The organism is Pseudomonas orientalis, assembly GCF_022807995.1.
GTDB lineage: Bacteria > Pseudomonadota > Gammaproteobacteria > Pseudomonadales > Pseudomonadaceae > Aquipseudomonas > Aquipseudomonas orientalis_B.
Genome location: NZ_CP094351.1, coordinates 5560725 through 5582696, shown reverse-complemented (window position 1 = coordinate 5582696; position 21972 = coordinate 5560725). Strand labels below are relative to the sequence as shown.

The window sequence follows — 21972 nt, the reverse complement described above, 5'->3', positions numbered from 1 at the left end:
CGTGAGCGAAACAGCCTTGCCTAAAGATGAAGCTCAGCCCGCGCTCGATGCGCCGGTCGGAACGCCAGTGGCCGCGCCACGCCGTGGCAATGGCCTGGCAGTCGTCGCTTTGCTGCTTGGCGCCGCAGGCGTTGCCGCCGGCGGCTGGGGGATCTGGCAGGTCCGTGCCCTGCAAGCCGGCAGTCAGCAGCAGCTGGGCCAGGTACAGACTCTGGATGAACAATCCCAGAGCCTCAAGCAGAGCCAGCAACAGTTGGCGGCCCGCCTGGCCCAGTTGCCTGGGGCCGACGAGCTGGAAGAGCGTCGGCGCCTGGTCGCACAGTTGCAGGGTGATCAGCAGCGTCTGAACCAGCGCCTGGAAACCGTACTGGGCGCCAGCCGCAAGGATTGGCGCCTGGCTGAGGCCGAGCATCTGATTCGTCTGGCCAGCTTGCGTCTGTCGGCTTTGCAAGACATCAACAGCGCCCAGTCGCTGGTCCAGGGTGCCGACGAGATTCTTCGTGAGCAGAGCGACCCGGGTGCGTTCGCCGCGCGCGAGCAACTGGCCAAGAGCCTGGCGGCGTTGCGCAGCACCGAACAGCCGGACCGCACCGGGTTGTACCTGCAGTTGGCGGCGTTGCGCGACCAGGTGGTGCAATTGGCGGCTGTCGCTCCGGAGTATCAACTCACGGAGCCTGCCTCCCAGGGTCGTCCTACCAGCGATACGGGTAACCAGTTGAGCCAATGGTGGGAACAGATATCCCGTTATTTCCGTATCGACTTCAACCCTGATGACAACATTCGTCCGCTGCTGGCGGGTCAGGGGTTGAATCAGGTTCGTCTGGCCTTGAGCCTGGCGCTGGAGCAGGCACAGTGGGCAGCGCTCAACGGTGAGTCGGCTGTGTATAGCCGTTCGCTGGGCCAAGCGCGTAGCGTGTTGCAGGACAACTTCAACCAGGACAATCCGCAGAGCAAGGCGATGCTGGCGCGTATCGCCGAGCTTGAGCCCAAGGCCGTTTCGGTGGTGACACCTGACCTGGCCGCGAGCCTCGCGGCCGTGCAGGCGTACCTCGAACGTCGGCATCTGTCTGCGGACGAAGCCAAGGCTTCGGCTGCCAAGCCTGCGACCCAGGAGTAGAACCGATGAAGCGTTTCTATGTAATCCTGGTGCTGGCAATTGCGATCGCCCTGGCGCTGGCGGTGGGCATTTCGAAACACACCGGCTACGTATTGATTACCTATCCCCATTTGCTGCACTACGAGTCGAGTTTATGGGCCACCTTGGTGGCGGTATTTGCCATCGGTCTGGCGATCTACCTGATCCGAGTCCTGTTAGGCCTGGTTACTGTTTCCGGTGGCGTGGTCAACCCATGGTCGCGGCGCAATCGTAGCCGTCGCGTGCAGATTGCGATCGAGCAAGGCCAGATGGACCTTGCCGAAGGCCGCTGGGCCAGTGCCGAACGCCACCTGCACCGCGCCGCGGAAGCCGAGCGCCAGCCATTGCTGTACTACCTGGGTGCGGCACGTGCGGCCAACGAGCTGGGACGTTACGAAGAGTCGGATGCTTTGCTGGAGCGCGCTCTGGCTCGCCAGCCCCAGGCGGAACTGGCCGTTGCCTTGAGCCATGCGCAACTGCAGATGGATCGTGGCGATACTGAAGGCGCCCTGACCACCCTGCAGGCGATGCATGAGCGCCATCCTCACAACGCTCAGGTCCTGCGACAGTTGCAGCGATTGCACCAGCAGCGTGGCGATTGGTCGTCGGTGATTCGCCTGTTGCCTGAACTGCGTAAGGACAAGGTGTTGCCGGCCAGCGAACTGGCTGAACTGGAGCGCCGGGCCTGGGGAGAAAACCTCAGCTTGGCCGCCCACCGTGAGGAGCAGAGCGAGGCCGGCTTGCAGTCCCTTGACCGCGCCTGGGAGCAATTGACTTCAGCCCAGCGCCAGGAGCCACAGCTGGTGTTGGCTTATGCTGATCAACTGCGTCGACTGGGCGCTGATGCCAGGGCCGAGGAAGCACTGCGCGGTGCGATCAAGCGTAGTTATGACAGCCATCTTATTCGGCTCTATGGTCTGCTGCGCGGCAGCGACCCGGCCCGTCAGTTGAAATTTGCCGAAGGCTGGCTGAAGGATCACCCAGGCGATGCCAGCCTGTTGCTGACTCTGGGTCGTCTCTGTCTGCAGAACAGCCTGTGGGGAAAGGCGCGGGATTATCTGGAAAGCAGCCTGCAGGTGCAGCGCAATCCCGAAGCCTGCGCCGAATTAGCCCGTTTGCTGGCTCAATTGGGTGATACCGAGCGCAGCAACCAGCTGTTCCAGGAAGGCTTGGGTTTACTCGACAATCGTCTTCTGGCCTCGCCGTTGCCAGCACCGGCGCAAGCTTGAAGTAGGAAAGTGTTCACGGGTTGGCTCAGACCTATCTGTCAGCCAATCCTTTAACCCTTTGTAATTACTCGGCTTAAGTGGGCCTGTAATCAATTCTTACGTGTTGTAGGGCGATTTCCCCGGTGTGTTGACGGAATCTCCTCGTCCCTTCGCGGAATTGTCCGCTCCAAGGCGTATTGAAAGGGGTCGGGCCTTTCCTCTACCGTAGCGACCTATCTCTTGCGGTGCGGATAAACAATGTCTTTGGCCCCCTCACGCTCCTTGTTTCTCCTGGCGTTCATGGCCGGTGCGCTGACGTTGGGCGTGTCTTTCTATCTTGAATATGGTGCGCTGTTACAGCCATGCTTTTTGTGCCAGGTACAACGGTTGTTTCTTGCCGGCTTTGTACTGATCAACCTGGTCGCCGCCCTGCATAACCCTGGCCGCACCGGCGTGTGCCTGTATGGGCTGGCGAGCATCGGGTGTGCGTTGTTTGGCGCCGTCACCGCCGGGCGCCAGGTGCTGCTGCAGAACACGCCGTCAGATCAGATGCCAGATTGCTGGCCAACCCTTGATTATATGATTGAACACTTGTCGTTCTGGCAGGCTGCCCAGTCAGTCTTCAGGGGGACTGTCGACTGCGTCGAAATCAATTGGACGCTATTTGAGCTCAGTCTTCCGGAGTGGAGCCTGCTGTTTTTCCTGGCAATGCTGATTCTGTGGGGCACATCGCTTTTCCGGTTGTTGCCTGGCCTACGTCACGTGCCGCAAGGCCAGGAAAATTCGGTTCATGTGGTAGGACGGGATTAAACACTTGTATGAACTTTCTCTCCTGCGTACCTTGAAGCCATAGTGATGCGGGCATAATCTGGCCCGCACGCGTTACCGAAACCGCTTGTCAGACGCGACCTCGTCCGATTGCCGCTTCAACCCTGAAGCATTGCGCGGGCATGGGGCAGCAGCGTCCCCTATAGGGAAGAGAGATCATCATGTTGGAACGTTGCAAGAATGCTCGCGAACGCTGGGGTGGCGTGCACACGCTGATCGACAAATGGTTGGATGCACGTCGTAAATTGGTTCTGGCGTTCGATGAGTTGGGTGCCGAGCCTGGAGCGCTCGCTGAGAAGCGTGAGCCGTTGCAGGATTTCTGCGTTGTATTGGTGGATTACGTTTCTGCCGGCCACCTGAGTATTTACACTCAGCTCACCAAGGAGGCCGAAGCCTTCGAGGACAAACGGGGTCTTGAGTTCGCTGAGACGATTTACCCGCGCATTGATGTGATTACCGAGAAGCTGCTGGCTTTTAACGATCTGTGCGATGAAGGCAAGTGTGTAGCGGAAAAATTCAAAGAGTTGGGCGGTCTGTTGCACGAGCGTTTCGAGCTTGAAGATTGCCTGATCGAAGTACTGCACAACGCCCACAAGGAAGAGCCTGCTATTCAGGTCTGATCGGGGCGATGAGATAGAGAACGGTGCGCTTGTCGCACCGTTTTTTATGCGTCAGTGGCGGGTCCCGAGTAACTCGATTTCGAAGACAAGCGGTGTGTAGGGCGGAATCAATTCGCCTGCGCCATCCGCGCCGTAGGCTTGGGCCGAAGGTATGACCAGGCGCCATTTCGCTCCTGTCGGCATTTGCTGCAATGCACTGCGCCAGCCACTGATCACGCTGTCCAGGCGAAACCACTGTGGTTGCGCGCTCTGGTCGAACACGCTTCCATCGGGCAGCCGACCCACATATTTCACTTGCACCTCATCATTTGCCGACGGCTTGTTGCCGGTGCCCGGCGTCAACTCGGTGAGCAGGATGCCATCCGCCAACTCACGCACACCCTTTGCAGCTTTTTCCTTCGACAAAAATTGCTGCTCGGCGGCGAGTGCTTTTTCGCTCTGCGGCGCCGGGTTGTCGGTGGCGTTCTGCGCTTCATGCAGTGCAAGAATCTGTTCGATGCGTGCGTCGTCCAGTGCCAATGGTTTGCCCTGGTAGGCCTGTTTGAGTCCATCGATCAGGGCCTGAATCTGCAAGTCGGGGACCTCCTGGCGCAAGCGTTCACCGAGGCTGGCGCCTAGGCTGTAGGCGAGGTCATGCGGGTCTTGGTCAGCTGTTTTTGGCGGCGATTGCTCGTTCGCATTGGCGCTGAAAATCGCCAGGCCAAACACTAAGAAAAGGTAACGCGACATGGGTGTTCTCCCGCCTGAAGTGCGACGGATTATGCCAGCGTAAATGGCTGAGCAGTGGCGCACTTTTCCGTTATATCGATAAGAATTTTCGTACGTTGCAACGCAACGCAAACGATACTGTCAACATGCCCTAGCGGCGGTAAGAGCAGAGGGCTAGTATGAGCCGCACCCACGTCAGCCAGGAGGTAAACCATGTCGGCCAAACAGAAGCCTGTAAATACCCCGTTGCACTTACTCCAACAATTGTCGGGCAGCCTGCTCGAACATCTGGAAAGCGCTTGTTCCCAGGCCTTGGCCGATGCAGAAAAACTGCTCGCCAAACTGGAAAAACAACGTGGTAAAGCGCAAGAAAAGCTGCACAAATCTCGCACCAAACTGCAAGACGCCGCCACTGCCGGCAAGGCCAAGGCACAAGCCAAGGCCAAAGACGCGGTTAAAGAACTTGAGGACCTGCTGGACGCCCTCAAAGATCGCCAAGCCGAAACCCGCAGCTACATTTCCCAACTCAAAAAAGACGCTCAGGAAAGCCTGAAACTGGCTCAGGGCGTTGGGCGTGTGAAGGAAGCTGTAACCAAGGCGCTCGGTGCTCGTACTCCGGCAAAAGCGGTCGCAGCCAGCGCGGCCAAGAAGCCAGCGAGCAAGGCTGTTGCAGCGAAGGCACCGGCTAAAACTGCTGCTGCAAAACCAGCCGCCAAGCCAGCTGCTAAAACCGCTTCTGCAAAACCAGCCGCGAAGCCAGCTGCTAAAACCGCTGCTGCAAAACCAGCCGCCAAGCCAGCTGCTAAAACCGCTGCTGCAAAACCAGCCGCGAAGCCAGCTGCTAAAACCGCTGCTGCAAAACCAGCCGCCAAGCCAGCCGCTAAAACTGCTGCTGCAAAACCAGCCGCCAAGCCAGCTGCTAAAACCGCTGCTGCAAAACCAGCCGCCAAGCCAGCTGCCAAAACCGCTGCTGCAAAACCAGCCGTGAAGCCAGCTGCTAAAACCGCTGCTGCAAAACCAGCCGCCAAGCCAGCTGCTAAAACCGCTGCTGCAAAACCAGTCGCCAAGCCAGCTGCCAAAACCGCTGCTGCAAAACCAGCCGCCAAGCCAGTTGCCAAAACCGCCGCTGCAAAACCAGCCGTGAAGCCAGCAGCTAAAACCGCTGCTGCAAAACCAGCCGCCAAGCCAGCTGCAAAACCTGCAGCTGCAAAGCCCGCTGCCAAGCCTGCTGCTGCAAAACCAGCCCCTGCAAAGCCAGCAACTCCTGCGACACCGACCGCCACCCCGGCAGCGTCCTCCGCTCCAACCGCATCCGTCAGCAGCACCGCTGCACCGGCAGCGCCAAGCGTCACCCCAACCAGCGCTTCCTAAGCGCGGGTGACCACGACGCGCAGCTGCTGCAGCGCGTTGTGGTCAAGGTTGGCGGCTTCGGTCGCCAGGCCTTCAAGCCATTCATCTCGACCTGTCACCTCGTTGGTCGGCCATGTCTGCGCCAGCGCTTCGAGGCGCGTCAGCAAAGCTCGCTCGGCCTCCAGCTCCAGGCCCTTGACCTGTTCTCGTAACTCGGCCAATTGCGCATCCTGCTGTGCCATCGCCCGCCATTGCATACGCACCTCTCGCAAGGGTTCGATGACGCGCATGCGCCACGGCCGCGCAAGCTGTTGCAGCGCCGCAATACGCTCGGGCATCCGTGCCACACCCCGTTGCTCCAGCCACGCACCACACAGCAGTAGGCATACATCTGCCCCCTGCTCCTGCAATCGCAGGCAAGCAGCCTCCACACCGGGGCGGGCATAAGTCGAAAGGGCAAAGCTCCACAGGTCAGCGCACATACTCACACCCAAGCCAGCGGTCAACGAAGCTGGTAGACTCCGCCGCCATTATGATCCGACTTCAAAGCCTAACATTACAGCGTGGCCCGCAACGTCTTCTTGAAGATGCCGAGCTGACCCTGCACGCCGGTCACAAAGCCGGCCTGATCGGTGCCAATGGCGCCGGCAAATCTACGTTGTTTGCCCTGTTGCTGGGTGAGCTGACCCCGGACTCCGGGGACTGCCTGCTGCCGGCCGACTGGCGCATCGCGCATATGCGCCAGGAGATCGACACCCTGGACCGCATCGCCATCGACTACGTACTCGATGGCGACCTGCGCCTGCGCCAGGTACAACACGACCTCGCCGCGGCAGAAGCAGCCCAGGACGGTGCCGCCCAGGCCCGCCTGCATGCGGAGCTGGACAGCGCCGATGGCTACACCGCCGACGCTCGCGCCCGCAAGATGCTTGCCGGCCTGGGCTTTACCAACGAGCAGATGGATCGCCCGGTCGCCGACTTCTCCGGCGGCTGGCGCATGCGCCTGAACCTGGCCCAGGCGCTGATGTGTCCCTCGGACCTGTTGCTGCTCGACGAACCGACCAACCACTTGGACCTCGATGCGATCCTGTGGCTGGAAGACTTCCTCAAGAACTACCAGGGCACCTTGTTGCTGATTTCCCACGACCGGGATTTTCTCGACGCCGTGGTCGACAATATCGCCCATGTCGAACAGAAGAAAATCACGCTCTATCGGGGCGGCTACACCGCCTTCGAGCGCGCCCGTGCCGAACGTCTGGCCCAGCAGCAGCAGGCTTTCGAGAAGCAGCAGGCGCAACGTGCGCACATGGAAAGCTACATCGCAAGGTTCAAGGCCCAGGCCACCAAGGCCCGCCAGGCCCAGAGCCGGATCAAGGCCCTGGAGCGCATGGAAGAGCTGTCGGCGGCCCACGTCGATTCGCCGTTCGACTTCGTGTTTCGTGAGTCGGTGAAAATCTCCAGTCCGTTGCTCGATCTGTCGGATGCGCGCCTGGGTTATGGCGACAAGACCATCCTGGAGAAGGTCAAGCTGCAGCTCATACCTGGCGCGCGTATCGGTTTGCTGGGGCCTAACGGCGCGGGCAAGTCGACGCTGATCAAGAACTTGTCGGGCGAACTTGAGCCTTTGGCCGGTCACCTGACCCGTGGCGAGAACACGGTGGTGGGCTACTTCGCCCAGCACCAACTGGACTCGCTTGATGCCAAGGCCAGCCCGCTGTTGCACCTGCAGCGCCTGGCACCCACCGAGCGCGAGCAAACCCTGCGCGACTTCCTCGGAGGTTTCGACTTCCGTGGTGCGCGTATCGATGAGCCGGTGCTGAATTTCTCCGGTGGCGAAAAAGCCCGCCTGGCCCTGGCCCTGATCGCCTGGGATCGCCCGAACCTGCTGCTGCTCGACGAACCGACCAACCACCTGGACCTGGAGATGCGCCTGGCGTTGACCATGGCCCTGCAGGAATTCAGCGGTGCGGTACTGGTGGTGTCTCACGACCGTCACCTGCTCAAGAGCACCACCGATAACTTCCTGCTGGTGGCCGACGGCAAGGTCGAAGAGTTCGACGGCGACCTGGACGACTACGCGCGCTGGCTGACCGAATACCGCCTGCGCAATGCGCCGGCCAGCAACACGCCGGTCAACCCGGACAAGACCGACAAGAAAGCCCAGCGCCAGGCCGCCGCCGCATTGCGTCAGCAGTTGGCGCCGCACAAGCGCGAAGCCGACAAGCTGGAGGCCGAACTGGGCAAGGTGCATGAGCGCCTGGCCAGGATCGAAACCAGCCTGGGCGACAGCGCCGTGTATGAGGCTGCGCGCAAGGATGAGCTGCGTGACTTGCTGGCCGAACAGGCCAGGCTCAAGGTGCGCGGAGGGCAATTGGAGGAATCCTGGATGGAAGCCCTCGAACTGCTTGAAACTCTGCAAGCGCAGCTCGAGGCGCTGTCCTGATGGAAGCGTTGCAACTGCCCTTGCCGGCGCAGTGGATCGAACCTGTGTGGATCGGCGTGCAAATCCTGCTGATCCTGCTGGCCGGCTACCTTGCCCAGCGGTTTGTCGCCAAAGGCTTGACCCGCCTGGGTGAGCGCTATCCGTTCCCGCCGCAGTTGCTGATGCCGCTGCGCGGTGGCCTGCGCTGGTTGATCATGGGCAGCGCGCTGATCTTCGTGTTGGGCCGCCTGGGTGTATCGGCCACGGTGCTGTGGACGGCACTGTCAGGGTTTGTGGCGGTGGCGGCGGTGGCGTTCTTCGCCATGTGGTCCGTTCTGTCCAATTTGTTGTGCGCCATTTTGATCTTCACTGTGGGGCCATTCCGCCTCGGCGATATCGTCGAACTGGTGGATACCGTCGACAAACCCGGTGTGAAAGGGCGCGTGGTGGCGATCAATCTGCTCTATACCACGCTGATCGAGGTGCAGGAGGCCGGCACTGACAGCGCGATGGTGCAAGTACCCAACAGTCTGTTCTTCCAGCGCTCGGTGCGGCGTTGGCCCGGTACGCACGTATTCCCTGGCGACCGCTAGAATCACATCCTGTAAAAATTTATAGCCAGCCCTTGGTCGGCGGCGTTAGCTTAAGGCACAACCGCAAACTTCCTTTCGAGGTGTGCTATGGCACTCGACACGTGGCTGGCTTTTTTCCTGGCCAGTTGGATCATCTCCCTTTCTCCCGGCGCGGGCGCCATCGCCTCGATGTCCAGCGGCCTGCAGTACGGTTTTGTACGCGGTTACTGGAATGCCATTGGCCTGCAGCTGGGCCTGGCCATGCAGATTGCCGTGGTGGCGGGCGGCCTGGGTGCGATTCTGGCGGCGTCATCGACCGCGTTCTATGCGATCAAATGGTTTGGGGTGGCGTACCTGGTGTACCTGGCCATCAAGCAATGGCGCGCCTTGCCCATGGACATGACCGATGATGCGGCGGTCCGTCCGATCGGCAAGCCGATGGCGATGATGTTCCGCGGTTTCCTGGTCAACGCCAGCAACCCCAAGGCACTGGTGTTTATGCTCGCGGTATTGCCGCAATTCGTAAATCCACAGGCGCCGTTGGCGATTCAGTACCTGATCATTGGTGCGACGATGATCAGCGTCGACATGATCGTGATGGCCGGTTACACAGGGCTGGCATCGAAGGTCCTGCGCCTGCTGCGCTCGCCCAAACAGCAGAAGCGTGTGAATCGCACGTTCGCCGGGCTGTTCGTCGGCGCCGCCGGTTTCCTCGCCAGCCTGCATCGCGCCACGGCGTAATTGACGAAACCGGATCAAAATGTGGGAGGGGCGGTGCGACGATTCGACTTGCCCCCGATGGCAGGGTATCAGTCAGCTCATCTCTAGCTGAACGACCGCCATCGGGAGCAAGTCGAATCGTCGCACCGCCCCTCCCACGTTGGTTTTGTGGCGTTATGAAATAACACCTTGAGTCAAATCCGTTAAAGCTCAACAATAGTGTTACTTCGTATTTCCACTTGAGATTCATTCATGACTGCCCCCTTCCGTTTTCTCGCCTGGCTGGTGCTGCCGGTGTTGATGTCGTGCAGCTTCAATCTATGGGCCGCGACCGCCGAAGGCGCGCCGCAGGCCTTGCACCTGCTTGACTATATCGGTGCCGACTACCCGCCGACGGTAGAGGCGGGCAAGGTGGTGGACGATTCGGAATACCGCGAGCAGGTGGAGTTTCTAGGCGTGCTGCAGGGGCTGGTGACTGATCTGCCGGATAAGCCCGAACGCGCCGAGTTGATAAAGGGCGTCGATGAGTTGCTGGCGGCAGTCACTGCCCATGCAGACGGCGCAACTGTCGCCCATCAGGCGCGTCAGCTGGGCGCCAAGCTGGCCGTTGCGTATGAGGTCAGCCAGGCGCCGGCGATCACCCCCGACCCCACGCGCGGCGCGCCGCTCTACGCACAGCATTGTTCGGTGTGCCACGGCACGGTGGGCGCCGGCGATGGCCCGGCGGCCATGGGCATGACGCCGCCACCTGCTAACCTGCGCGATGCCACGCGCCTGGATCGCCTGAGCCTGTATGCGATCTACAACACCCTTGGCCTGGGTGTCGAAGGCACCGACATGCCGTCCTTTGCCGATCAGTTGGATGACCGTCAGCGTTGGGACCTCGCCACCTACATCGCAGGTTTCACGGCGGACCCGGCTGCGGCCAAGAGCGAGCAGCCCTTCAACCTCGCCGACCTGGCGCGCCAGACGCCCAATGAAGTGATGGCCGCCGACGGACCAGCGGCCGCGGCGACCTTCCGCGCCCAGCGTGCACAACCTCCGCAGGTCAAGCGTGGCCCGGCGCAGTTGCTCGATTACACCTCCGCCACCCTGGACAAAAGCCTGGCCGCGTTCCGTAACGGCGACCACGAACAAGCCTATGACCTGTCGGTAGCCGCTTATCTGGAAGGCTTCGAGCTGGTGGAAAGCTCACTGGATAACGTCGACGCCAACGTGCGCAAGGACACCGAGAAAGCGCTGATGGCCTATCGGCAGTCATTACAGGACGGTCTGCCGATCGAGCAGGTGCAACAGCGCCTGGACGTGGCCAAGGGCAAGCTCGGCGAGTCGGCCGGCTTGCTCGGCGGCGATGGCTTGAGCTGGTCGTTGAGCTACATCTCCGGCTTGCTGATCCTGCTGCGCGAAGGTTTGGAAGCGATCCTGGTGCTTGCCGCGATCCTGGCTTTCCTGCGTAACACCGGCCAGCAATCGGCGGTGCGCAGCGTCAACGTCGGCTGGGGCCTGGCGCTGTTGGCCGGCTTGGCCACCTGGGCGCTGGCAGCGTATGTAATTGATGTCAGCGGTGCTCAGCGTGAATTGCTGGAAGGCTGCACGGCGCTGTTTGCCAGCGTGATGGTGCTGTGGCTGGGCGTGTGGATGCACGACCGGCGCCATGCCGCAGCCTGGCAGGACTACATCAAGAGCAGCCTGGTGGGCGGTGGCGGGCGCTTTGGTTTTGCGCTGCTGGCATTCTTCTCGGTGTACCGCGAGCTGTTCGAAGTGATCCTGTTCTACGAAACCCTGTGGCTGCAGGCCGGCCCTGCCGGGCACGACGCGGTGCTGGCGGGTGGCGCCACCGCGTTGGTCCTGCTGGTGGGCCTGGCCTGGGTGATTCTGCGCGGTTCGGCGAAGCTGCCGCTGGCGCTGTTCTTCGGCATTAACGCCGCGCTGTTGTGCGCACTGTCGGTGGTGTTCGCCGGGCATGGCGTCAAGGCGCTGCAAGAGGCGGGCATCTTTGGTACGCGGCCGGTGGCGTTTTTTGACTTTGACTGGCTGGGCATTCACGCCGATGCGTATTCGTTGAGTGCGCAGGCGGTGGCGATACTGGCGATCGTGGTGCTGTATGGCCGCAGTCGCCTGGCTGAGAAGCAAAGGGCGGCGAGCTGACTATGCGGGTCTGGATCGACGCCGACGCCTGTCCTCGGGCGGCAAAGGACCAAGTGGTGAAGTTCGCCCTCAAGCGTCAATTCGAGGTGGTGCTGGTGGCGGGGCAGAGCCAGATCAAGCCGAACTTTTCCTGTGTGAAGCTGATCGTGGTGCCCAGCGGCCCTGACGCAGCCGATGATTATCTGGTTGAACACGCAGTGCCTGGCGAACTGGTGATCTGCAGCGATGTGCCGTTGGCTGACCGGCTGGTGAAGAAGGGCGTCACGGCGCTTGACCCAAGGGGCAAAGAGTTCAGCCCGGCGAACATGAGCGAGCGCCTGGCGGTGCGTAACCTGTTCACCGATCTGCGTGAGCAAGGCCAGATGGGCGGCGGGCCGCCGCCCCATGGTGAAAAAGACAAGCAAGCGTTTGCCAATGCGCTGGACCGCCTGCTTACCCGTTTGATGAAGCCTCTGTAGGAGCGAGCTTGCTCGCGAAGAACGTCAACGATACGCGGGCATTCGGGATGGACGCGGCGCTCTCAAATTCTTCGCGAGCAAGCTCGCTCCTACAGGAAGAAGGCGTTAGTCGTTTTCGTGGGTCAGTTCCAGCACCCGGTCCACCAGTTTGTTGATGCCTGACGCCACCTCACTGATGTTCTTGCCCAGCATATACGCCGGCGTGCTCACTAACTTGCGTGCGGTGTCCTCGACGATATCTTCCACCGTGCATTCCTGATGGGTGGCACCCATTTTGTCCAGGGCAGCTGCAGTGTCGGCATCGTTGCCGATGGTGCAAGTCACGCCTGGGCCGTAGATTTTCGCGGCCAGGGCAGGGGAAATGCAGATCAGCCCTACAGGCTTGCCGGCTTCGGCAAAGGCTTCTGCCAATGCCAGGACTTGTGGATTGACGCTGCAGCCGGGGCCTTCCACAGCGAAATTCGACAGATTCTTCGCCGCGCCAAATCCGCCCGGCACGATCAGCGCATCGAAGTCGGCAGCATTGGCCTCTTGGATATCCTTGACCGCGCCCCGGGCGATGCGCGCCGACTCCACCAACACGTTGCGCGATTCGGGCATTTCTTCGCCGGTGAGGTGGTTGATCACATGCAATTGCGCAATATCCGGCGCAAAACATTCAACCTGAGCGCCGCGCTGGTCCAGGCGCAGCAGGGTGATCACGCTTTCATGGATCTCTGCGCCGTCGTACACGCCACAGCCTGAAAGGATCACTGCAATCTTTTTGCTCATGGGCATTTCTCCTGATTCATGGCGTTAAATGTCTACTAATTTGTAACCTGTTGCCAATGGGAACTCACGCCACTGCACCTAATCTTGCTGTAACAAAAAAAGACCGGACTGGCCCATGGACTTCGTGCCTTACGCGGTACCGTTTTTCATTGCGTTGATCGTGGTTGAGCTGCTGGCCGACCGGTGGCGCGGTGCGCGCAACTATCGACTGGCCGACGCTATCAACAGCCTCAGCACCGGCGTGCTGTCTACCACTACCGGGCTATTGACCAAGGGCGTGGGTTTGCTCACCTATGCGTTTGCTCTCAAGCACCTGGCATTGATCGAGTTATCGGCCCAAAGCCCATGGACCTGGGTGTTCGCATTCGTGTTCTACGACTTCTGCTATTACTGGCTGCATCGCATGGGCCATGAGCGCAATATCCTGTGGGCTGCGCACTCCGTGCACCACCAGAGCGAGGACTACAACCTCACCACCGCGCTGCGTCAGACCAGCACCGGCTTCTTGCTGAGCTGGATCTTCTACCTGCCTCTGGCCGTGCTCGGTGTGCCGTTGGTGGTGTTCATCAGCGTGGCGTCGCTCAACCTGCTGTATCAGTTCTGGGTGCATACACGTCACGTTCCCAAGCTCGGCTGGTTCGAATGGTTCTTCGTTACCCCGTCCAATCATCGTGCCCACCACGCACAGAACGCTCTCTACATGGATCGCAACTATGGCGGGGTGTTCATTTTTTGGGATCGGCTGTTCGGCACGTTCCAGGAGGAAGATGACAACGAGCCGGTGATCTTCGGTGTGACCACGCCCCTGGCCAGTTGGAATCCGCTGTGGGCAAACCTGCAGTTTTATGCGCAGTTGTGGAGCGATGCCCGCCGTACTGAAAGCCGCTGGGACAAGCTGCGCATCTGGTTCATGCGCACCGGCTGGCGCCCCGCGGATGTGCAAGCCAAGTATCCGGTGGCCAAGCCGGATTTGGCACGGTTCCGCAAATTCGACGTGCCGCTGGATAGACGCCAGCAGGTCTACGTCGCGCTGCAATTCGCGGTTTATGTGGGGTTTGGCAGCTATCTGATGAATGCCGGCGAACGTCTGCCCACAGAGGCGCTGGTCCTGGGCTGGGCAGCGATGGCGTTGGGGCTGTTCACGTTGGGGGGCGCGCTGGAGAATCGCCCATGGGCGCTGAGGGCCGAGTGGCTGCGCCTGGGGCTGAATGTGCCCTTGGCAGGGCTGGCCCCGTGGGTCGGGCTGTGGCCCGCCGGCAACCTGAGCTGGCTGGGCCTGGCGAGCTACAGCGTGCTCAGCATGATCGGCCTGTACTGCTGCAGAGGTCGGCTTACGCCTCTGGCGTCTTAGGCGTTTCGACCGGGTCGGTTTCGGCAGCGCGCCGAGCCTTGGCCTCGGCGCATGCCTCGCGGGCGATACGGGCATTCTTGAAGCGACGTCGCAGCCATAGGCCAACACCCAGCACCAGCAAGGCGCCCAGCACCCACAGCTCGTATTTCTTGACGCTGCCGAGCATGCCCTCAAGCACTGCGCCGAAATGATAGGCCGCAGCTCCCAGCGCCGCTGCCCATATTGCCGCACCGATGCCGTTGAGGATCAGATAGCGCAGCGGCGGATAGCCGGAGAGGCCAATCGCAACCGGCATAACCGTGCGCAAACCGTAGACGAAGCGAAAACTCAGTACCCAGATATCCGGATGCTTGCGGATATGCTCCAGCGCCTTGTCGCCCATCAATTGCCAGCGCGGTTTGCGCGCCAGCAACTTGCGGCCGTGCTTGCGCCCCATGTAGTACCAAAGCTGGTCGCCGGCGTAGCTGCCGAAGAAGGCAACGACCACCACCAGGTTGATATCCATGTATCCACGAAACGCCAGGAAGCCTGCGAGTACGAGGATGGTCTCGCCTTCGAAGAACGTGCCGAGGAAGAGGGCAAAGTAGCCGAAGTCATGCAGAAATTGTTGAAGCATGGTCTAGGGTGCTGGCGAAATGAACGCGCAGCCTACGCCTTCACGAAGATTCATGAAAGTATCGAGATGTGTCACGAAGTGAACAATTCCCATGTTAATGCCGAATGCGACTACAGGTCGCATCGATAAGCACAACTGTCATTCGTTCGTCATAATGGCCGCTTATAACTGCACCGCTCGCCCGTAAACGCGGGCTCAGGAGTCTGTCGTGAGCTTTACCCCCGCCAACCGGCTATTCCCCGCCACGCGTCTGCGCCGCAACCGCAGTGATAATTTTTCGCGCCGTCTGGTACGTGAAAATGTACTGACAGCGAATGATCTGATCCTGCCGGTATTCGTGCTGGACGGTGAAAATCGCCGGGAAGCGGTGGCATCGATGCCGGGGGTGGAGCGCTTGAGCATCGATCTGCTGCTGGAAGAGGCCGCTCAATGGGTGGAACTGGGCATTCCGGCGCTGGCGCTGTTCCCGGTAACGCCTGCTGAGCTCAAGTCCCTCGATGCTGCCCAAGCCTGGAACCCGCAAGGGATCGCCCAGCGCGCCGCCCGCGCCCTGCGCGAGCGTTTTCCGCAGCTCGGGGTGATCACCGATGTGGCCCTGGATCCTTTCACCACCCATGGGCAGGACGGCATCCTCGACCCGTCAGGCTACGTCGACAACGACATCACCGTTGATGCCCTGGTCAAGCAGGCCTTGTCCCACGCGGCGGCAGGCGCCCAGGTGGTAGCGCCGTCGGACATGATGGACGGCCGCATCCAGGCAATTCGCGAAGCGCTTGAGTTGGCAGGTCACGTCAACGTGCGAATCATGGCCTACTCGGCCAAGTATGCCAGCGCCTATTACGGCCCCTTCCGCGATGCGGTGGGTTCGGCCCTGAACCTGGGCAAGGCCGACAAGGCTTCGTACCAGATGGACCCGGCCAACAGCCACGAAGCCCTGCACGAAGTTGCGGCCGACCTGGCCGAAGGCGCCGACATGGTCATGGTCAAGCCAGGGATGCCTTACCTGGACATCCTGTACCGGGTCAAAGAGGAATTCAAAGTGCCGACCTTTGTCTATCAGGTCAGCGGTGAATACGCCATGCACATGGCCGCAATCCAGAATGGTTGGTTGAGTGAAGGGGTGATCCTCGAATCCCTGACAGCCTTTAAACGTGCCGGCGCTGATGGCATTCTGACCTACTTCGCCGCCCGCGCTGCCCAATTGCTTAGAGAGCAACAATAGCCCTCACAGGAACACTCATGAATACCGAAGGACTTACAGAAGTTGCCGTAAAAGACGCTCATCCGGTGGTTGAACAGGTCGCAGAGACCCCGCCAGAGCTGGAGCCCGCCCCGCCTGCGGTGGTCGCCGAAGCGCCCGCGCCCGCGCCGGTGGCCGTGGTCACCAACCTGGATGACAGCAGCCTGTACATCCACCGCGAGCTGTCACAACTGCAATTCAACATCCGCGTGCTGGAGCAGGCGCTGGATGAGTCCTACCCGTTGCTGGAGCGGTTGAAATTCCTGCTCATCTTCTCGAGCAACCTCGACGAATTCTTCGAGATCCGGGTCGCCGGCCTCAAGAAGCAGATCACCTTCGCCCGTGAACAAGCCGGGGCCGACGGCCTGCAACCGCACCAGGCCCTGGCGCGCATCAGTGAACTGGTGCACGGCCATGTGGACCGCCAGTACGCGATCCTCAACGACATCCTGCTGCCGGAGCTGGAAAAACATCAGGTCCGCTTCATCCGTCGCCGGCACTGGACCACCAAGATCAAGACCTGGGTGCGCCGTTACTTCCGCGACGAGATTTCGCCGATCATCACCCCGATCGGCCTCGACCCGACGCACCCATTCCCGTTGCTGGTGAACAAGAGCCTCAACTTTATCGTCGAGCTGGAGGGCATCGACGCCTTCGGCCGCGACTCGGGCCTTGCGATCATCCCGGCGCCGCGTCTGTTGCCACGCATCATCAAGGTACCCGAGGAAGTAGGGGGCGCTGGCGATAACTATGTATTCCTGTCGTCGATGATCCATGCGCACGCCGATGACCTGTTCCAGGGCATGAAGGTCAAGGGCTGCTACCAGTTCCGCCTGACCCGTAACGCCGACCTGGCGCTGGACTCCGAAGACGTCGAAGACCTGGCCCGTGCCCTGCGCGGCGAGCTGTTTTCGCGGCGCTACGGCGATGCGGTGCGCCTGGAAGTGGCGGATACCTGCCCGAAACACTTGTCGGACTACCTGCTCAAGCAGTTCAACCTGGCCGAATCCGAGCTGTACCAGGTCAACGGCCCGGTCAACCTGACGCGCCTGTTCAGCATCACCGGCCTGGACAGCCACCCGGAGCTGCAATACAAGCCGTTTACGCCGCAAATCCCGAAACTGCTGCAGAACAGCGAGAACATTTTCAGCGTGGTGAGCAAGCAGGACATTCTGCTGCTGCACCCCTTCGAGTCGTTCACCCCGGTGGTCGATCTGTTGCGCCAGGCCGCCAAGGACCCACACGTGCTGGCTGTGCGACAGACTCTGTATCGCTCGGGCGCCAACTCGGAAATCGTCGATGCCTTGGTGGACGCCGCGCGTAACGGCAAGGAAGTCACCGCGGTGATCGAGTTGCGAGCGCGCTTTGATGAGGAGTCCAACCTGCAGTTGGCCAGCCGTCTGCAAGCGGCCGGTGCGGTGGTGATCTACGGCGTGGTCGGCTTCAAGACTCACGCCAAGATGATGCTGATCCTGCGCCGCGAAGCTGGCGAGATCGTGCGCTACGCCCACTTGGGCACCGGCAACTACCACGCCGGCAACGCCAAGCTCTACACCGACTACAGCCTGCTGACTTCCGACGATGCCTTGTGCGAAGACGTCGGCAAGCTGTTCAGCCAGCTCATCGGCATGGGCAAGACCTTGCGCATGAAAAAGCTGCTGCACGCGCCGTTCACCCTGAAGAAGGGCATGCTCGACATGATTGCCCGCGAAACCCAGTTTGCCCTCGACGGCAAGCCGGCGCACATCATCGCCAAATTCAACTCGCTGACCGATCCGAAGATCATCCGCGCGCTGTACAAGGCCAGCCAGTCGGGCGTGCGCATCGACCTGGTGGTACGTGGCATGTGCTGCCTGCGCCCGGGCATTGTCGGCGTCTCGCATAACATCCATGTGCGCTCGATCATCGGTCGCTTCCTGGAGCACACACGGGTGTTCTACTTCCTCAATGGTGGCGAAGAGCAAATGTTCCTCTCCAGCGCCGACTGGATGGAGCGCAACCTCGACAAGCGTGTGGAGACCTGCTTCCCGGTGGAGGGCAAGAAGCTGATCATGCGGGTCAAGAAGGAGCTGGAAAGCTACCTGACCGACAACACCCACAGCTGGAGCCTGCAGTCGGATGGGCGGTATGTACGCAACACACCGACCGGCAACCAGAACCCTCGCAGTGCGCAGGCGACGCTGCTGGAGAAGCTGGGTAGCCCGATCCTGACGGTGAACTGAGACCCGGCGCGGTGTGAAAATGTGGGAGGGGGCTTGCCCCCGATGGCAGTGTGTCAGTCACTTATTTGTAAACTGACCCACTGCTATCGGGGGCAAGCCCCCTCCCACATTTGTATTGCGGTGCTGTTTAGATCGCGTCAGCGCAGGTTCAGGCTGAACCCCACCCGCGTCAGCCACTCCGCCTCCTGGGCGAAGTCGGCCTGGGTCAGCTGGTTTTCATCCAGCCAGCCTTTGGGGAACATGACTTCCAGGCTGTCGCCGTCGGCACGCAGTTTCACCTGGGGCATTTCCTGGGTGCCGCGGATGTGGTGGAACAGGATTGCAAAGCGCAACAGCGCGCACAGCCGAATCAGCTTGATGCCGTCCATGCCGAACTCGGCAAACTTGTCCTTGGGAATATTGCGGCGGTGACCGCGCACCAGCAGCGCGAGCATCTGCTGGTCTTCCCGTGAGAACCCGGCCAGGTCCGAGTGCTCGATCAGGTAGGCGCCATGCTTGTGATAGTGGTAGTGGGCGATGTCCAGGCCCACTTCGTGCACCTTGGCGGCCCAGCCCAGCAGTTCGCGCCATACGCCGTTTTGCAGGTCCCAGTCGTCGGCCACCTGGTCGAAGGCATGCAGGGCTTTGCGCTCGACGCGAGCCGCTTGCTCCAGGTCGACGTGGTAGCGCTCCATCAGCGAACTGAGGGTGCGCTCACGCACATCTTCATGATGATGGCGACCGAGCAGGTCATAGAGCACACCTTCGCGCAGGGCGCCGTCACAGTGGTCCATGCGTTGCAGTTCAAGGGCGTCGAAGATGGCTTCAAGAATCGCCAGGCCGGCTGGGAAGATGGTGCGGCGGTCAGGCTTGATGCCGTCGAAGTCGATCTTCTCGGCATCCCCCAGCTTGAACAGCTTGCGCTTGAGCCACGCCAGGCCTTCGGCATTGACCTCGCCGGTGCCATGGCCGCCGGCCTTGAGCGCCAGGCCGATGGCGCGGATGGTGCCGGACGAGCCGATGGCTTCATCCCAGCTCAGACGGTGCAGGGCGTGTTCGATACTCATAATCTCCAGCCGCGCCGCCGTGTAGGCCTGGGCATAGCGCGCCGGCGTGATCTTGCCGTCCTTGAAATAGCGCTGGGTGTAGCTGACACAGCCCATCTGCAGGCTTTCGCGCAGCAGGGGTTCGAAACGCTGGCCTATGATGAATTCGGTGCTGCCACCGCCAATATCCGCCACCAGGCGTTTGCCCGGTGTGTCGGCCAGCGTATGAGACACGCCGAGGTAGATCAGGCGCGCTTCTTCGCGGCCGGAAATAACCTCTACCGGATGCCCGAGGATTTCCTCGGCGCGATGGATGAATTCGTTGCGGTTACGGGCTTCGCGCAATGCGTTGGTGCCTACTATTCGTACGGCGCCAGGCGGCATGCCGTTGATCAGCTGCGCAAAGCGCTTGAGGCAGTCGAGCCCGCGCTGCATGGATTCTTCATTGAGCTGACGCTCGTCGTTGATCCCGGCAGCCAGTTGCACTTTCTCGCCGAGCCGCTCAAGGATGCGGATCTCACCGTTCTGGGCCTTGGCCACGACCATGTGAAAGCTGTTGGAGCCCAGGTCGATGGCAGCGATCAGGGACAGATTCTTGGCTTGGGATTGCGGCATGGTTTGGGGTCTCGGTCGATAACCTTGCCATCGTGCCACGATCGACCGCTGGAGCCAACGCGTTGTGCTTCGGTAATTTTTCAGAGGCTGTCTGCGGGGAAATCTTGGGGGATGTGTAAGGTGACATCCCATGGTAGTCGCTGATTAGTGATTTAAGTTTGTAGGGGGTTTTAACTTTGCTTGTAGTAAGGCCGAATTTTGAATTTTCCTACAGTGCGTGTTTGGTTGTTGCAGCGATTATCTTGGTTTAGCCTACTTGTAAATCGACTTTAAGTGACCTGTAGTTTTTACAGTTCTCACGTGAACCTTAGTTTTGTCTGATTCTTTAATGAGGCACCAAGGCGACACACTTGCACCCGGCAATTTTGCCTTGGTGTTATTTATGTGTCGTTGTAGACATCCAGGAAGATAAGGCGTTTGGCGATGGAGCCGCCAAGACGAAATAAAGAGCACCTGATAACTTTTCAGTGACAGGTCGAATATGAAAAAAATTGTTGGATTGACCCTGGGTCTCGCTTGCCTGGCCGCAACCATGGGCGCACATGCTGCCACCAGCGCCGAACTGATCGTCAGGGGTGTCATCAAGCCCGCCGCCTGCAACCTCAGCATGAGTGGCGGTGGCATTATCAACTACGGCAATATTCCTTCGGGCCAACTGTCCCAGACAGCGTTCAACGCGCTTGGCGAGAAAACCACGCCTATCACCGTCAGCTGTGGCAACACGCCTGCCCAGTTCGGGCTCAAGTTCGTCGACCTGCAGGCCGGGAGCAAGGTAGCAGGCATACTCAGTGCGCTCGGGGGTGGCTACACCGAGGCGCATAACTTTGGGTTGGGGACTGTGGGCGGCCGCAAGACGGGTGGCTTTGCCGCTACGCTCAGGGACCTGCGCTCGCCGAGCGGAACACTCTCTCCAATCATGCGAATCAGCACCGGTGCCTGGCAGACCAGTGATGGCAAGGTCGCGCAAGCGCCCAGTCAATATTCCTGGCGCAGTGGCGCAGCTGCCACGCCCGCTTCGATCTCTCAGTTGACCGGGACGATCGCCGTGCGCGCTGTTATCAACAAAGCCCAGGATCTGGACCTGAGCCGTGACGTTACCCTGGATGGCCGCGCAACACTTGAATTGACTTATATCTAAGCGATTTAACGACAGCCGATCATGAAGTGCTGTGTTTCTGATCGGCTGTTTTTATAGGCGCGCCCGGCTGTCAATAGTTAACTTCAAGATCGTGGGGAACACAGAGTGCTTAGTCTTACAGTCAAAAGAAATATGCGTTTGTTATATGCGACATTGAGTCTGTGTTTTGCCGGTGTTGCAGTGGCCGACGGTATGTTGCCCGAAACCACGGTCATTGTGCTGAACGAAGAACAGGGTGAGGCGACGATAAATATCAAGAATACCGACGCGGCGCCAGCGCTGCTGCATTCAGTTATAGAAAATGTGCCTGAAGATGTGGAACCGCTCTTGATCGTGACGCCGCCTATTGCGCGGGTGGAAGCGGGAGAAACGCAACTGGTTCGTTTCATCAGCACATTAAAAGCACCGCTAAAGACGCAACGGCTCAAACGCGTGTCGTTTGAGGGTATCCCCCAGGCGCGCGCTGCGGGCGGTGCGACCATCGGTATCACCCTGCGGCAGAATTTGCCGCTGATCCTGCATCCCCAGGGCCTCCCGGTTCATCACACGCCTTGGGAACTGTTGAAATGGCGAAGCACAGGGCAACGGTTGACGGTGCACAACGACAGCGCTTATGTGGTGCGCCTGGCACCCCAGGTCCGGTTATTGCCACAGGGAACCCCGGCTACGTTGCCACGCACCTACATTTTGCCGGGCGAAGCACTGGCGGTGAAGGTTGAGGGGCCCTCGGAGGGGGTGACCGGCATCGAGATTCAGCCGGCCACGATCTACGGCTTTTCGGTAGAAAACTACCGGGCCCCGATCACTGCCGGTGGGGGTTGATCG

20 protein-coding genes are annotated in these 21972 nt (G+C 60.4%); 15 read left to right on the top strand and 5 right to left on the bottom strand.

The annotated features are described in order from the left end of the window. Position 1 precedes the first annotated feature (1 nt). From MRY17_RS25130 to rsd, 4 genes are all read left to right on the top strand, one after another. The gene (locus tag MRY17_RS25130; protein WP_191952524.1) at positions 2 to 1117 is read left to right on the top strand and encodes a uroporphyrinogen-III C-methyltransferase; all 1116 of its coding nucleotides are present in this window, start codon (positions 2 to 4) and stop codon (positions 1115 to 1117) included. 5 nt (positions 1118 to 1122) lie between these two features. Further along, entirely contained in the window at positions 1123 to 2364 is a 1242-nt protein-coding gene (locus MRY17_RS25125) for a heme biosynthesis protein HemY (protein ID WP_191952525.1), read from the top strand. Between the two features lie 237 nt (positions 2365 to 2601). Continuing rightward, positions 2602 to 3153, top strand: coding sequence for a disulfide bond formation protein B (locus MRY17_RS25120; RefSeq protein WP_243353030.1), 552 nt, complete (start codon positions 2602 to 2604; stop codon positions 3151 to 3153). A 179-nt stretch (positions 3154 to 3332) separates the two neighbouring features. After that, a complete protein-coding gene (gene rsd / locus MRY17_RS25115) occupies positions 3333 to 3791 on the top strand; it encodes a sigma D regulator (RefSeq protein ID WP_181285973.1) in 459 nt (152 codons plus the stop codon). A gap of 51 nt (positions 3792 to 3842) precedes the next feature. Here rsd and MRY17_RS25110 read toward each other — a convergent pair whose 3' ends face one another. Beyond that, on the bottom strand, positions 3843 to 4520 hold the full coding sequence (locus MRY17_RS25110) for an FKBP-type peptidyl-prolyl cis-trans isomerase (RefSeq protein ID WP_191956194.1): 678 nt from the start codon (positions 4518 to 4520) through the stop codon (positions 3843 to 3845). Positions 4521 to 4712: 192 nt separating this feature from the next. Here MRY17_RS25110 and MRY17_RS25105 point away from each other — a divergent pair, with 192 nt between their 5' ends. Beyond that, a complete protein-coding gene (locus tag MRY17_RS25105) occupies positions 4713 to 5870 on the top strand; it encodes an AlgP family protein (RefSeq protein WP_243353029.1) in 1158 nt (385 codons plus the stop codon). Here MRY17_RS25105 and MRY17_RS25100 read toward each other — a convergent pair. Then, positions 5867 to 6331, bottom strand: coding sequence for a TIGR02444 family protein (locus tag MRY17_RS25100; protein ID WP_243353028.1), 465 nt, complete (start codon positions 6329 to 6331; stop codon positions 5867 to 5869). The genes MRY17_RS25105 and MRY17_RS25100 overlap by 4 nt on opposite strands. A 50-nt stretch (positions 6332 to 6381) precedes the next feature. On the opposite strand from MRY17_RS25100, the gene MRY17_RS25095 reads away from it, so the two are divergent. The 5 genes from MRY17_RS25095 to MRY17_RS25075 all read left to right on the top strand — a co-directional run bounded on the left by MRY17_RS25095 (position 6382) and on the right by MRY17_RS25075 (position 12169). After that, complete coding sequence (locus MRY17_RS25095) at positions 6382 to 8292, top strand: ATP-binding cassette domain-containing protein (protein ID WP_243353027.1); 1911 nt, start codon at positions 6382 to 6384, stop codon at positions 8290 to 8292. Then, complete coding sequence (locus tag MRY17_RS25090; RefSeq protein ID WP_057723361.1) at positions 8292 to 8864, top strand: mechanosensitive ion channel family protein; 573 nt, start codon at positions 8292 to 8294, stop codon at positions 8862 to 8864. The genes MRY17_RS25095 and MRY17_RS25090 overlap by 1 nt, the downstream gene beginning before the upstream one ends. A gap of 87 nt (positions 8865 to 8951) precedes the next feature. Continuing rightward, on the top strand, positions 8952 to 9584 hold the full coding sequence (locus tag MRY17_RS25085; RefSeq protein ID WP_243353026.1) for a LysE family transporter: 633 nt from the start codon (positions 8952 to 8954) through the stop codon (positions 9582 to 9584). Between the two features lie 231 nt (positions 9585 to 9815). Continuing rightward, positions 9816 to 11711, top strand: a complete 1896-nt coding sequence (locus MRY17_RS25080; RefSeq protein WP_191956197.1) for an FTR1 family protein — start codon at positions 9816 to 9818, stop codon at positions 11709 to 11711. A 2-nt stretch (positions 11712 to 11713) separates the two neighbouring features. Beyond that, positions 11714 to 12169, top strand: coding sequence for a YaiI/YqxD family protein (locus MRY17_RS25075; protein WP_243353025.1), 456 nt, complete (start codon positions 11714 to 11716; stop codon positions 12167 to 12169). 105 nt (positions 12170 to 12274) lie between these two features. On the opposite strand, the gene elbB is transcribed toward MRY17_RS25075, so the two are convergent. After that, the gene (gene elbB / locus MRY17_RS25070; protein ID WP_191952532.1) at positions 12275 to 12940 is read right to left on the bottom strand and encodes an isoprenoid biosynthesis glyoxalase ElbB; all 666 of its coding nucleotides are present in this window, start codon (positions 12938 to 12940) and stop codon (positions 12275 to 12277) included. 115 nt (positions 12941 to 13055) lie between these two features. Between elbB and MRY17_RS25065 the strand changes: the two genes are divergently transcribed. Beyond that, positions 13056 to 14291 (top strand): sterol desaturase family protein, encoded by a 1236-nt coding sequence (locus tag MRY17_RS25065; protein ID WP_181283501.1) that lies wholly within the window; start codon positions 13056 to 13058, stop codon positions 14289 to 14291. Here MRY17_RS25065 and MRY17_RS25060 read toward each other — a convergent pair. Then, a complete protein-coding gene (locus tag MRY17_RS25060; RefSeq protein WP_181283502.1) occupies positions 14272 to 14907 on the bottom strand; it encodes a DedA family protein in 636 nt (211 codons plus the stop codon). The two genes, MRY17_RS25065 and MRY17_RS25060, sit on opposite strands and share 20 nt — an antisense overlap. Before the next feature lie 208 nt (positions 14908 to 15115). On the opposite strand from MRY17_RS25060, the gene hemB reads away from it, so the two are divergent. Together hemB and ppk1 are read left to right on the top strand one after the other, a co-directional pair. Continuing rightward, positions 15116 to 16129, top strand: a complete 1014-nt coding sequence (gene hemB, locus MRY17_RS25055; RefSeq protein WP_243353024.1) for a porphobilinogen synthase — start codon at positions 15116 to 15118, stop codon at positions 16127 to 16129. A gap of 17 nt (positions 16130 to 16146) precedes the next feature. Next, positions 16147 to 18369: a polyphosphate kinase 1 gene (gene ppk1, locus MRY17_RS25050; protein WP_124360287.1), complete on the top strand. Its 2223-nt coding sequence runs from the start codon at positions 16147 to 16149 to the stop codon at positions 18367 to 18369. A 137-nt stretch (positions 18370 to 18506) separates the two neighbouring features. Here the strand turns inward: ppk1 and ppx are convergent, their stop codons facing one another. Beyond that, positions 18507 to 20009: an exopolyphosphatase gene (ppx, locus tag MRY17_RS25045; protein ID WP_065893911.1), complete on the bottom strand. Its 1503-nt coding sequence runs from the start codon at positions 20007 to 20009 to the stop codon at positions 18507 to 18509. A gap of 481 nt (positions 20010 to 20490) precedes the next feature. On the opposite strand from ppx, the gene MRY17_RS25040 reads away from it, so the two are divergent. Together MRY17_RS25040 and MRY17_RS25035 are read left to right on the top strand one after the other, a co-directional pair. Further along, positions 20491 to 21147 carry a DUF1120 domain-containing protein gene (locus tag MRY17_RS25040; protein ID WP_181283505.1) on the top strand — a complete coding sequence of 219 codons (657 nt, stop codon included), beginning with the start codon at positions 20491 to 20493 and terminating at the stop codon, positions 21145 to 21147. 132 nt (positions 21148 to 21279) lie between these two features. Further along, the gene (locus tag MRY17_RS25035; protein WP_181283517.1) at positions 21280 to 21969 is read left to right on the top strand and encodes a fimbria/pilus chaperone family protein; all 690 of its coding nucleotides are present in this window, start codon (positions 21280 to 21282) and stop codon (positions 21967 to 21969) included. The last annotated feature ends 3 nt before the right edge of the window (positions 21970 to 21972 follow it).